Annotated in this window: 12 protein-coding genes; 6 read left to right on the forward strand and 6 right to left on the reverse strand. The window is 59.2% G+C overall.

Features of this window, described 5'->3' with window-relative positions; genetic code table 11:
- Positions 1 to 32: 32 nt before the first annotated feature.
- From dnaQ to J1G33_RS19950, 3 genes are all read left to right on the forward strand, one after another.
- Positions 33 to 773, forward strand: a complete 741-nt coding sequence (dnaQ, locus tag J1G33_RS19940) for a DNA polymerase III subunit epsilon (RefSeq protein ID WP_164699548.1) — start codon at positions 33 to 35, stop codon at positions 771 to 773.
- A 105-nt stretch (positions 774 to 878) separates the two neighbouring features.
- The gene (locus tag J1G33_RS19945) at positions 879 to 3,134 is read left to right on the forward strand and encodes an Orn/Lys/Arg decarboxylase N-terminal domain-containing protein (protein ID WP_223018589.1); all 2,256 of its coding nucleotides are present in this window, start codon (positions 879 to 881) and stop codon (positions 3,132 to 3,134) included.
- Positions 3,135 to 3,157: 23 nt separating this feature from the next.
- Complete coding sequence (locus tag J1G33_RS19950) at positions 3,158 to 3,727, forward strand: GNAT family N-acetyltransferase (protein ID WP_078821556.1); 570 nt, start codon at positions 3,158 to 3,160, stop codon at positions 3,725 to 3,727.
- A gap of 8 nt (positions 3,728 to 3,735) precedes the next feature.
- On the opposite strand, the gene J1G33_RS19955 is transcribed toward J1G33_RS19950, so the two are convergent.
- Complete coding sequence (locus J1G33_RS19955) at positions 3,736 to 4,644, reverse strand: LysR substrate-binding domain-containing protein (protein ID WP_032875974.1); 909 nt, start codon at positions 4,642 to 4,644, stop codon at positions 3,736 to 3,738.
- A 183-nt stretch (positions 4,645 to 4,827) separates the two neighbouring features.
- Here J1G33_RS19955 and J1G33_RS19960 point away from each other — a divergent pair, with 183 nt between their 5' ends.
- Positions 4,828 to 5,166, forward strand: a complete 339-nt coding sequence (locus J1G33_RS19960; RefSeq protein ID WP_032880976.1) for a hypothetical protein — start codon at positions 4,828 to 4,830, stop codon at positions 5,164 to 5,166.
- 62 nt (positions 5,167 to 5,228) lie between these two features.
- Here J1G33_RS19960 and J1G33_RS19965 read toward each other — a convergent pair whose 3' ends face one another.
- Complete coding sequence (locus J1G33_RS19965) at positions 5,229 to 5,465, reverse strand: hypothetical protein (RefSeq protein WP_032875971.1); 237 nt, start codon at positions 5,463 to 5,465, stop codon at positions 5,229 to 5,231.
- 227 nt (positions 5,466 to 5,692) lie between these two features.
- Here J1G33_RS19965 and J1G33_RS19970 point away from each other — a divergent pair, with 227 nt between their 5' ends.
- Positions 5,693 to 6,250 (forward strand): NAD(P)H-dependent oxidoreductase, encoded by a 558-nt coding sequence (locus J1G33_RS19970; protein WP_005788734.1) that lies wholly within the window; start codon positions 5,693 to 5,695, stop codon positions 6,248 to 6,250.
- Between the two features lie 51 nt (positions 6,251 to 6,301).
- Here the strand turns inward: J1G33_RS19970 and poxB are convergent, their stop codons facing one another.
- The 3 genes from poxB to J1G33_RS19985 all read right to left on the reverse strand — a co-directional run bounded on the left by poxB (position 6,302) and on the right by J1G33_RS19985 (position 10,481).
- Positions 6,302 to 8,026 carry a ubiquinone-dependent pyruvate dehydrogenase gene (gene poxB, locus J1G33_RS19975; protein WP_103734337.1) on the reverse strand — a complete coding sequence of 575 codons (1,725 nt, stop codon included), beginning with the start codon at positions 8,024 to 8,026 and terminating at the stop codon, positions 6,302 to 6,304.
- Between the two features lie 318 nt (positions 8,027 to 8,344).
- Positions 8,345 to 8,839: a DUF934 domain-containing protein gene (locus J1G33_RS19980; RefSeq protein ID WP_103734335.1), complete on the reverse strand. Its 495-nt coding sequence runs from the start codon at positions 8,837 to 8,839 to the stop codon at positions 8,345 to 8,347.
- Entirely contained in the window at positions 8,823 to 10,481 is a 1,659-nt protein-coding gene (locus J1G33_RS19985) for a nitrite/sulfite reductase (protein ID WP_122734705.1), read from the reverse strand. The genes J1G33_RS19980 and J1G33_RS19985 overlap by 17 nt, the downstream gene beginning before the upstream one ends.
- Positions 10,482 to 10,905: 424 nt before the next feature.
- On the opposite strand from J1G33_RS19985, the gene J1G33_RS19990 reads away from it, so the two are divergent.
- Complete coding sequence (locus tag J1G33_RS19990) at positions 10,906 to 11,973, forward strand: ABC transporter substrate-binding protein (protein ID WP_032875962.1); 1,068 nt, start codon at positions 10,906 to 10,908, stop codon at positions 11,971 to 11,973.
- On the opposite strand, the gene J1G33_RS19995 is transcribed toward J1G33_RS19990, so the two are convergent.
- Positions 11,970 to 12,188: a DUF2970 domain-containing protein gene (locus J1G33_RS19995; RefSeq protein WP_032875959.1), complete on the reverse strand. Its 219-nt coding sequence runs from the start codon at positions 12,186 to 12,188 to the stop codon at positions 11,970 to 11,972. The two genes, J1G33_RS19990 and J1G33_RS19995, sit on opposite strands and share 4 nt — an antisense overlap.
- Positions 12,189 to 12,301: the final 113 nt, after the last annotated feature.

The raw sequence follows: 12,301 nt of genomic DNA on the forward strand, positions 1-12,301 counted from the left end.
ACCACACCGTTGAGAGCTGAACCCTGATGGCCATCCGATCTGTTGTACTCGATACCGAAACCACCGGCATGCCGGTGACCGATGGTCACCGGATCATCGAAATCGGTTGCGTCGAACTGATGGGGCGCCGGCTGACCGGCCGCCACTTCCACGTTTACCTGCAACCGGACCGTGACAGTGACGAAGGCGCGATCGGCGTCCACGGCATCACCGATGAATTCCTCAAGGGCAAGCCACGCTTTGCCGAAGTCGCTGATGAGTTCTTCGAGTTCATCAACGGCGCCCAGTTGATCATCCATAACGCGGCGTTCGACATCGGCTTCATCAACAACGAATTTGCCCTGATGGGGCAGACGGACCGTGCGGACATTTCCCAGCACTGCACGATCCTCGATACCTTGATGATGGCCCGTGAGCGTCACCCGGGCCAACGCAACAGCCTCGATGCCTTGTGCAAGCGTTATGGTGTCGATAACTCCGGCCGTGAACTGCACGGCGCCTTGCTCGACTCCGAGATCCTGGCCGACGTTTACCTGACCATGACCGGCGGGCAAACCAGCCTGTCCCTGGCTGGTAATGCCTCTGATGGCAGCGGCTCGGCAGAAGGCTCCGGCAATCGCCCTTCGGAAATCCGCCGCCTGCCGGCCGATCGCAAGCCTACGCCGATCATCCGCGCCAGCGAGCAGGACCTGGCCGAGCACGTGGCGCGGCTGGAAGCGATTGCCAAGGCGGCGGGTGCGCCGGCGTTGTGGACTCAATTGACACAACAATAAGCACGGGGCAGTGCAGTTGATCTTGATGGGCTGCCAAATCTTCATTCGCCACATTCGCTTCCAGCTTCTACCCTGAGTGCAAAGCCCTCCGGAGTAAGAGCGCTCATGTACAAAGACCTCAAGTTCCCTATTCTTATCGTGCACCGTGACATCAAGGCCGACACCGTTGCCGGTGACCGGGTTCGAGGCATCGCCAGGGAGTTGGAACAAGAGGGCTTCAGTATATTTTCTGCGGTGGACTACGCCGAAGGGCGGTTGGTGGCTTCCACCCATCACGGTTTGGCGTGCATGTTGATCGCAGCAGAAGGGGCCGGGGAAAATACCCACCTGCTGCAAAACATGGTCGAGCTGATCCGCCTGGCGCGGGTGAGGGCACCCAACCTGCCGATCTTTGCCCTGGGTGAGCAAGTCACCCTGGAAAACGCGCCGGCCGATGCGATGAGCGAGCTTAACCAGCTACGCGGCATTCTTCATCTGTTCGAAGACACCGTGCCGTTCCTGGCGCGCCAGGTCGCCCGCTCTGCACGCACTTACCTGGACGGCCTGTTACCGCCGTTCTTCAAGGCCTTGGTGCAGCACACCGCCGATTCCAATTATTCCTGGCACACCCCTGGCCATGGCGGTGGCGTGGCGTATCGTAAAAGCCCGGTGGGGCAGGCGTTTCACCAGTTCTTCGGGGAGAACACCCTGCGCTCGGACTTGTCTGTTTCTGTCCCTGAACTGGGCTCGCTGCTCGATCATACCGGGCCCCTGGCCGAAGCCGAGGCCCGCGCCGCGCGCAACTTTGGCGCCGACCATACGTTCTTCGTCATCAATGGCACCTCCACCGCCAACAAGATCGTCTGGCATTCCATGGTCGGTCGCGACGACCTGGTGTTGGTGGACCGCAACTGCCACAAATCGGTGTTGCACTCGATCATCATGACCGGCGCTATCCCGCTGTACCTGTGCCCGGAGCGCAACGAACTGGGGATCATCGGCCCGATCCCCCTGAGCGAATTCAGCCCCGAGTCAATCCGCGCCAAGATCGACGCCAGCCCGTTGGCATATGGCCGGCCACCCAAGGTGAAGCTGGCGGTGGTGACCAATTCCACCTACGACGGCCTGTGCTACAACGCCGAACTGATCAAGCAGCAATTGGGTAATAGCGTAGAGGTGCTGCACTTCGATGAAGCCTGGTATGCCTATGCGGCATTTCACGAGTTTTTCGCCGGGCGCTATGGCATGGGCACCTCGCGCACACCGGACAGCCCGCTGGTATTTACCACCCACTCCACCCACAAACTGCTGGCCGCATTCAGCCAGGCATCGATGATTCATGTGCAGGATGGCGGAGCACGGCAGCTGGACCGTGACCGTTTCAACGAAGCCTTCATGATGCACATCTCGACTTCACCGCAATACAGCATCATCGCTTCGCTGGATGTCGCTTCGGCGATGATGGAAGGCCCCGCCGGGCGCTCGCTGTTGCAGGAAATGTTCGACGAGGCCCTGAGTTTCCGCCGCGCGCTGGCCAATCTGCGCCAGCATATTGCTGCCGAGGATTGGTGGTTTTCGATCTGGCAGCCACAATCGGTGGCGGGTATCGACCGCGTTGCCACGGCGGACTGGCTATTGCATCCCCAGGATGATTGGCACGGCTTTGGCGATGTGGCTGAAGATTATGTCTTGCTGGACCCGATCAAAGTCACCCTGGTGATGCCTGGCCTCAATGCAGGTGGCGCCTTGAGCGATTGTGGGATTCCCGCCGCGGTGGTCAGCAAGTTTCTCTGGGAGCGTGGCCTGGTGGTGGAAAAAACCGGGCTTTATTCGTTCCTCGTGTTGTTTTCCATGGGGATCACCAAAGGCAAGTGGAGCACCTTGCTCACCGAGTTGCTGGAGTTCAAGCGCAGTTACGATGCCAACGTCAGCCTGGCCAGTTGTTTGCCCTCGGTGTACGCCCAGGGGCCGGTACGTTATCAGGGCTTGGGCCTGCGCGATCTTTGCGACCAGTTGCACAGCTGTTACCGTAGCAACGCCACCGCCAAGCATCTTAAACGCATGTACACGGTATTGCCGCAGATCGCGATGAAACCCGCCGATGCCTACGACCAACTGGTCAGAGGCGAAGTTGAAGCGGTATCCATCGATGCCTTGCCAGGACGCATCGCAGCCGTAATGCTGGTGCCTTATCCACCGGGCATTCCATTGATCATGCCCGGCGAGCGCTTTACCGAATCAACGCGGTCAATCATCGACTACCTGGCATTTGCCCGCACGTTCGATAGCAGTTTCCCCGGTTTTGTCGCCGATGTTCATGGGCTGCAACACGAAGATGACGGCAGTGGCCGTCGTTACACCGTCGATTGCATCAAGGGTTAAGAATGTTTATGCAGCAAGCTGTGATGAACCCGAAGTACCCAGGGCTCAGTGTGCGCGTCGCCGACGAAGGCTTCGACGCATACGTATGGGGCAATGACTTCAGCTTCGAGGTCAGCGCCTATGGCATACCGCAGATGGGCCAGCGCGTCGAGCAATGGCCGGTTGAGCGCGTCCTGCCGTATCGCAAATGCTATGGCATCGACCCGGAAGAGTTCGCCAGCTTTCGCGATGCCGCCGACAGTGCGATCTTCATGGCCTACCTGGATGACCGTGCGGTAGGGCACATTGTGGTCAGCACCAACTGGAACGGTTTTGCGCATGTTGATGAGTTGGCCGTGGTGTTGCCGGCGCGACGCCATGGCGTGGCCAAGGCGCTGCTGGATGTGGCGCAGTTCTGGGCGCGCAAGAAAAACCTACCGGGCATGATGCTGGAAACCCAGAACAATAATCTGGGTGCCTGCCGCCTGTATGAGCGCTGCGGGTACGTGATGGGCGGGATAGACCAACTGCGTTATCGCGGGATTGATCCACAAACACGCGAGGTGGCGATTTTCTGGTATCGGTTGTTCAAGACCGAGGTGGAAGCAGTCTGAACTCGCTTCTACAAGGGTTTGGTGTCGTTGCAAGCCAGGCTTTCGGCTTTCTGGGTGACTATTTCCAGCAGCGCATTCAAGGCTGGTGATGTCGCACCGTCCTTCAGGGTCAGTGCATAGAGGCTGACCAGTATGGGGGGCGACACCGGGCATACATCCAGCCCGGCCTCCCTTGCACCAAAGGCGGTAAAGGGGTCGACAATCGCCAAGCCTTCTCCGGCCTCGACCATGCTGCGCATCATCTGGTACGTCTGCACCCGCGTTTGCACCACCGGCAGCGGGCGCAGGGCTTGCAGCTTGGCATCCAGCAGGCGGCTGAGCGGGTCATGCCCCTCAAGTCCGATCAGCGACTGCCCGGCCAGGTCTTGCAGCGCAATGTACTTCTGCCTGGGTTTGAGCCAGCCATGGGGCGCGAGCAATTGCAGCTTGCCCTGGGCCAGCACCGTGCTTTGGATTTGCGCATGTTCCGGGTCATGCAGGCTCAGGCCCACATCCGCTTCGTGCAGCAGCAGGCTCCTGACGATATCCCGGGTCGGCTGGCTCGACAGATTGCACGGCGTATCCTGGAAACGTCTGCGCAGCACGGCGATGCTGTGCGGCAACAGCTGGTTGGCCAGGGGCGGGGTGCAAAGGGCACGCAGGGTTGGAGCGTGATGGTGTTTCAAACGGCTGGCCAATCGCTGTACTGGCTCAAAGGCTTCGTACAGTTGGGCAATGTGCGTCTGCAACTCCAGCGTTTCCCGTGTTGCCTGGAGCCGACCGCGCACGCTGGCAAACAGCATGAACCCCAGCTGCAACTCGGCGTCCTTCAGGATTGCGTCTACTTCACCCACAGAGAGTTGCAACCATTCGGCGGCCGTGCCCAGGTGTCCGGTTTGCAAGATGGCCTGAATCACTTCGATATGACGTAAACGCATGGCCGGAGTCTATGTGCAGCGCGATGGGTATTCAATGGTGCAAGCCCTCAGGCGCAAAAAAGACTGCGCGGGTCGCCCCGGCCTATGGCGCTCGGCCATGACCTCATTAGAATGGTGCGTCTGATCAGCAACGACCAATGCCGGCTTGCCGGTACTTACAACAAAAAACAGGTCTGGTCTCAAATGCCTCTACCCTCGACGTTCTTCGGGGTGACGGCCAAGCAACTCGTGGTTCTTGTGACCGTGGGATGCGTGGCGGCTTACCTCTTCAACGACCCCACGGAACACCCATCCGAAGGCCTTGCACTTGAAACGTTCATCCGTTCCCAGGAAAAAGTGAACGAGCAGGTCGGCACTGTGTTGGCGGTTACCTTGATCAAGCAAGTGGAGGCGTACCCCGCGTCCAACCGGTCGGGCTACAAGCGCTCGATGTACGCGGTGGAGGGGGAGAGAGGGCAACTGGTGGTGACGCTCAAACAAAGTGAGCAGGGCATCGAAGTGACGCAGATCCGCAGTCCTTGATGGCCCCGGCCCAGTCAACGCCATCGATGGCCAGGACTGAGCGGGTGTACAAACGGGGACCCTTATGATGCCAGGGTAGTTTTCGATTCGCGGACGAGAATGGTCCCCGACTGGATCAGTTTGAATTCATCGCCTTCCAGTTTCTCTACACGGTCGCCAATGGCCAGCTTGTAGGTGGTGGTGGGCGTCGAGCCAGCCAGGTCGCCTTGCGCCGGGTTGGATTCCTGGAACTCATGCACCGAATATACGCGGCCTTCCGCGTCTCTGGCATGGAACTGTCCGACTAGTACTGCTGCCATCTGTTTAGAACCTCTGGAGATAAACGCTCGATTTGCGGTTCTGTAGACCGTCAGGGAGTGGGGTAGTTTACCTATAAGAAAAAAATACTATTCGCTGATATTTTCAGACACTTCCTACGCAGGTTATTGCAAGGAAAACGCCCTGGTAATCATCGAAACCCTCTGGTGAACACGCCGCTAAGCCTTTATAACTACAAGCTCCTTTATTCAGAAGTCGGGAAACCTCAATGAGCAAGGTCTACACGATTGCCGTCCTGGTGGGCAGCTTGAGAAAAGCGTCGATCAACCGCAAGGTCGCCCTGGCCTTGGCCGAGCTGGCGCCTGCCAATCTCAAGTTGAACATTGTTGAAATCGGCGACTTGCCGCTCTACAACGAGGACATCGACGGTGCAACACCGCCCGCAGCCTACAGTACTTTCCGCCAACAGGTGAGTTCATCCGACGCGGTGCTGTTCGTGACCCCGGAATACAACCGCTCCGTACCGGCAGCGTTGAAGAACGCTATCGACGTAGGTTCTCGTCCATATGGGCAAAGCGCCTGGAGCGGCAAGCCTGGTGCGATCATCAGTGTGTCGCCGGGTGCCATTGGTGGTTTCGGCGCCAATCATCACCTGCGCCAGTCACTGGTGTTCCTGGATGTGTGGTGCATGCAGCAGCCGGAAGCTTACCTGGGTGGGGCGGGCAGTGTGTTCGATGAGGCGGGCAAGGTGTCGGAAAAGACCAAACCATTCTTGCAAGCATTTATCGATGCCTACGGCAAATGGGTGGAAAAACAGAAGGCTTGATCGGGCAATGCGCTCAGGTGTGGGAGGAGCAAGCCCCTCCCACCTTTTCGTTTAACGCAGCCAGTTGGTCCGGGCCAGTTCAATCACCTCATCCCCGCGCCCACTCATCACCGCTTTGAGCATATACAAGCTGAACCCTTTGGCCTGTTCCAGCTTGATACTTGGCGGCATCACCAGTTCCTGAGTGGCGGTCACCACGTCTACCAGCACCGGGCCATCATGGGCCAATGCGCGGCGCAAAGCCGGCTCGAGGTCTTCGGATTGCTCCACGCGAATCCCCAGGATGCCCATGGCATTGGACATGGCCGCGAAGTCCGGGTTTTTCAGCTCGGTGCCAGTGTCCAGGTACCCGGCAGCCTTCATTTCCATGGCCACAAACCCCAGGGACGAGTTATTGAACACAATGAGTTTGACCGGCAGATTCAACTGCGCCAGTGAAATGAAATCCCCCATCAACATGGTAAACCCGCCATCGCCCGACATTGAAATCACCTGGCGCCCAGGGAATGCCGCCTGGGCGCCGATGGCCTGGGGCATGGCGTTGGCCATAGAGCCATGATTGAACGAGCCGATCAGCCGGCGTTTGCCATTCATCTTCAAATAACGCGCCGCCCACACCGTGGGTGAGCCGACGTCGGCGGTGAAGATCGCATCATCGTCGGCCAGCTCGCTGAGCAAGCGTGCGACGTACTGGGGGTGGATCGGTCGATTCGCCTTGGAGGGTTGCGCCAAGTCATCCAGCCCCTGACGGGCCTTCTCGTAGTGCTTCAACGAGGTCTCAAGAAAGCTGCGATCGGTCTTGCGGGTCAGGCGCGGCAGCAGGGCATCGATGGTCTCCCTGACATCGGCTGCGATGCCCAGATCCAGCGTGGCGCGTCGTCCCAGGGCTTGCGGGTCGCGATCAACCTGAATGATCTTGGCATCGGTGGGGTAGAACTGGCGGTAGGGGAAGTCGGTGCCGAGCATGATCAAAGTGTCGCAGTCGAGCATGGCGTGGTAACCGGAACTGAAACCGATCAGGCCGGTCATGCCCACGTCAAACGGGTTATCCCACTCCACATGTTCCTTGCCGCGCAACGCGTGCACCACCGGCGCGCCGAGCGCATCGGCCAGCGCTACGACTTGGTCGTGGGCACCGGCACAGCCGCTGCCGCACAGCAGGGTGACCTTTTCACTGCCCTGAAGGATCTCGCTGAGGCGTTGCAGGTCCTGCTCAGCCGGTAAGGTGCGCGGTGCGTGCAGAGCTGGCCAGGGCTTGAGTTTATCTTCCACTTCAAGCAACGACACATCCCCCGGAATCACCACCACCGCTACGCCGCGGTTGAGGATTGCCGAGCGCATGGCACGGTGCAGTACCTGGGGCATCTGCTCGGGGTTGCTCACCAGCTCGATGAAATGGCTGCACTCCTTGAACAGTTCCTGGGGATGGGTTTCCTGGAAATAGTTGAGGCCGATCTCCGACGACGGAATTTGCGCAGCAATCGCCAGCACCGGCACATGGTTGCGATGGCAGTCGAACAAACCATTGATCAAATGCAGGTTGCCCGGCCCGCAACTGCCGGCACACACCGTCAACTCCCCCGTGGCGGCGGCTTCGGCACCGGCGGCAAAGGCGGCGACTTCTTCGTGGCGCACATGCATCCACTCGATACTGTCCATGCTGCGCAGTGCGTCGGTCAGGCCATTGAGACTGTCACCGGTCAGGCCCCAGATGCGCTTGATACCCGCCTGTTCAAGGGTGGTCGCCAGTTGCTGGGCCAGGTTGATTTTCGCCATAAGGAACTCCAGTCGTCAGTGAGGTTAAAAACTGCTGATCAGTAGAGGACAGTTCGATTACAGCGAATGCTCACCCTATAGTGTGAAGATTGCTTCATGGCCACGCGGTATTGGCGGGGGCGCCGGGGGATGAACCACTGGTCACGTACCAGCGCAATGCACGGGGCGACGTTGGCCTTGGTCTGCCCACCTAAATTTGCAGAGCCAAGCAGGACCAAATGTGGGAGGGGGCTTGCTCCCGATAGCGGTGGATCAGGCAACGAATCTGTTGACTGGTACTCCGTCATCGGGGGTAAGCCCCCTCCCACATTTTGATACTCAGCGTCGACGGAACAGCGGCAGCGGCTCGTCAGTGGCCGCCTGATAGGTCACCGAGAAATCCTTGAGGCTTTCCAGCGCTTCGTACGGGTCTTTGTCGGCGCGCAAGGCGAAGGCATCGAACCCGCAGCGGTGCAGGTAGAACAACTGGTCACGCAGCACATCGCCAATCGCCCGCAGTTCGCCCTTGTAGCCATAACGGTCACGTAGCAGGCGGGCGTTCGAGTAGTTGCGGCCATCGGTGAACGCCGGGAAGTTCAGGGCGATGACCTGGAAGTGTTCCACGTCGGCGCCGATTTCCTCGGCTTCTTCATCGGCGTCCAGCCACACGCCCAGGCCGCCATCGCGGGCCTTGAGGGCGTGGCCGTGTTCGCGCCACAGGGCCAGCGGCACGATCAGGTCGTCGCAGTTGGAGATGCCGTCGAAGCTCGCGTCCTTGGGCAGCAGGTGCCAGGTTTCGTCGACGACTTCGTTGTTCTTAATGATTCGCTGCATAGACGCGCTCCTTGAACAGGTCGATGCCGATGCGCTGGTAGGTGTCGATGAAACGTTCATCTTCGGTGCGCTGTTCGATGTAGACGTCGATCAGCTTGCCGATCACCTCGGGCATGGCTTCCTGGGCGAAGGATGGGCCAAGGATCTTGCCCAGGCTCGCATCGCGGCTGGCGCTGCCACCCAGGGACACTTGGTAGAATTCTTCGCCTTTCTTGTCCACGCCCAGGATGCCGATGTGGCCGACGTGGTGGTGACCACAGGCGTTCATGCAACCGGAGATGTTCAGGTCCAGCTCGCCGATGTCGAACAGGTAGTCCAGGTCGTCGAAACGGCGCTGGATGGATTCGGCAATCGGGATCGACTTGGCGTTGGCCAGGGAGCAGAAGTCGCCGCCCGGGCAGCAGATGATGTCGGTCAACAGGCCAATGTTCGGCGTGGCAAAACCGCCTTCGCGCAACTCGCCCCACAGGCTGAACAACTGGCTTTGCTCGACGTCCGCAAGAATGATGTTCTGCTCGTGGGAGGTACGCAGTTGGCCAAAGCTGTAGCGCTCGGCCAGGTCGGCAACGGCGTCCAGCTGCTTGTCGGTGATATCGCCTGGGGCAACGCCGGTGGGCTTGAGCGACAGGGTCACCGCCACATAGCCTGGCTTCTTGTGCGCCAGGGTGTTGCGCGTGCGCCAGCGGGCGAAACCTGGGTGTTGCTGGTCAAGGGCGGCCAGTTCGGCGTCCTGGTTGCTCAGGGCTTTATATTCAGGATCGACAAAATGCTTGGCGACGCGGTGCACTTCGGCTTCGGTCAGGGTGGTCTGGCCGCCGCGCAGGTGTTCCATTTCGGCATCGACTTTCTGGGCAAACACCTCAGGGGTCAGCGCTTTGACCAGGATCTTGATCCGGGCTTTGTACTTGTTGTCACGACGGCCGTAGCGGTTGTAGACCCGCAGGATGGCGTCGAGGTAACTCAGCAGGTCCTGCCACGGCAGGAACTCGTTGATGAACGCGCCGACCACCGGGGTACGGCCCAATCCACCACCCACCAGCACGCGGAAACCCAGCTCACCGGCAGCGTTGTACACCGGCTCCAGGCCGATATCGTGCACTTCGATGGCGGCGCGGTCCGAGGTCGAGCCATTGATGGCGATCTTGAACTTGCGCGGCAGGTAGGCGAACTCAGGGTGGAAGGTAGTCCACTGGCGCACGATCTCGCACCACGGCCGTGGGTCGATCAACTCGTCGGCAGCGACGCCGGCAAACTGATCGGTGGTCACGTTGCGCAGGCAGTTACCGCTGGTCTGAATGGCGTGCATTTGCACAGTGGCCAGTTCAGCCAGGATGTCCGGCACGTCTTCCAGGGCCGGCCAGTTGAACTGCACATTCTGGCGGGTACTGATGTGGGCATAGCCTTTGTCGAAGTCGCGGGCAATCCTGGCCATCATTCGCGTCTGGCGCGAAGTCAGCTGGCCATAGGGCACGGCGACCCGCAGCATCGGCGCAAAGCGCTGAACATAAAGGCCATTTTGCAGGCGCAGAGGGCGGAACTCTTCTTCGCTCAGTTCACCTGCTAAGTAGCGTCGGGTCTGATCACGGAACTGCTTGACGCGGTCCTCGATGATGCGCTGATCGTATTCGTCGTATACGTACATATAGGTCCTGTTCTCGGCAAATCTGCGCGCACGGCCGCGCACTCCCAACGGAGCCGGCGCACGATACCAGTTTGCGTATATGCGCAAAAGTGATGTTTGGGTATATGTAAATAACCAAACTGACTAATGAGAACTGTTATCGCCATACCCACATTTGTCATAGGGGCAACTCTGGTCTTTACTGTGGTCGAGTCTTGGTGCCGTCACCTATAAAACTGACAAGAGGCGATGCAATGAGCAATTCCACCAAAGCCCGTAAACCTGACAGTACCGTGGATGCTTGGGCCATTCTGTTCCTGATCATCTTGGTGGTCGGGACGGCCGTGTTCTGGGTCAGCCACCAGTAAAAGAGCGTTGACTGAGCCTCGATTTGCTGTCGCATTGCCACTATTATGGCGATCAATATTCCAGGCTCGAAACAACCATGTTGAAGGTTCTGATTACGTGTATGTGGTTAGCAGGATCGACGTACGGGGCGATGGCCCGGGCGGCGTCGGTGGTTTTTCTTAACCCAGGCTCGTCCACGGAAACCTTTTGGGTCAGTTATGCGCAATTCATGCAGGCCGCCGCCAAGGACCTCGGCCTGGATTTGCGCGTGCGCTATTCCGAGCGGAATGCCGATAACACCCTGGCACAAGCCCGTGAGACGCTGCAAGGCAGTCAGCGGCCCGACTATCTGGTGCTGGTCAATGAGCAATATGTAGCCCCGCCGATCTTGCGCATGGCCCGGGGCAGTGGGGTCAAGCTACTGATTGTGAATAACGCACTGACCGGCGATCAGGTGCAATTGCTGGATGCCCATAAAGACGCTGAGTGGATCGGCAGCCTGGTGGCCGACGATGAGCAGGCCGGTTACCTGATGCTCATCGACCTGCTAGGCAACCATGCCCCGCTCGCGCCAGGGGCATCCCTTGAGCTGTTGGCGTTTTCCGGAGCCAAGAACACCCCGGCTGCGCAGTTGCGTGAAAAAGGTTTGCGCCGTGCGTTGGCCGAGCACCCCCAAGTGCGTCTGCGTCAGCTTGTCTACGGTGAGTGGAACCGCCAGCGTGCCTTTGAGCAGGCCACACTGTTATTCAAACGCTACCCGCAGGCCGCATTGGTGTGGTCGGCCAATGATGAAATGGCACTGGGTGCCATGCAGGCCCTGCAAGACAGCGGGCGGGTGCCGGGTAAAGACGTGTTGTTCAGTGCGCTCAATAGCTCGCCAGAAATCCTCAGGGCACGCTTGGATGGGCGCCTGAGTACCTTGGTGGCAGGGCACTTCACTTTGGGCGGATGGGCGATGGTGTTGATCAATGACCATGCCAAGGGTATCGATATCGGCGCGACCGGCACGCGCGACCGTCAACAAGCATTGTTCCAACTGATCGATGCCGACCAGGCGCGACAGTTGCAGGCGTCGACGCCGTCGGTGGATTTTCGCGCACTGTCGGCCGTAGGCAAACCGGCATCCTACCGGTACCCGTTCAGCCTGCAATTACTGCTGCGTTAAACCCCGGCCAAGTGCAGCACAAGCTTGACGATGCCGAACAACGTCAAGGCAAATACCGCCGTGAAAAGCAGGCCCAGGATCACAAAGTGGCTGGGCTTGCCGTGGGTAAAGTCACGGGTGCGGTTCTTGCCGCTCTGAACACCAAAGGCCGCTGCCAGGACGCTGTGGAGCATTTGCCAGAAGGTTGGCGGCTTGTTGTTGGCTGGATCGTTCATAAAACCCTCGTGCGCAAGGCTGTCTTACAGAGCATAGACAATTGGGCAGCACGCGGCTGGCTTGTATCAGCCCTCTGAACCCTGCTTCTTGATCGTTCCCACGAGTGGAAACG

The organism is Pseudomonas sp. P867 (assembly GCF_019891455.1).
Classification (GTDB): Bacteria; Pseudomonadota; Gammaproteobacteria; order Pseudomonadales; family Pseudomonadaceae; genus Aquipseudomonas; species Aquipseudomonas synxantha_A.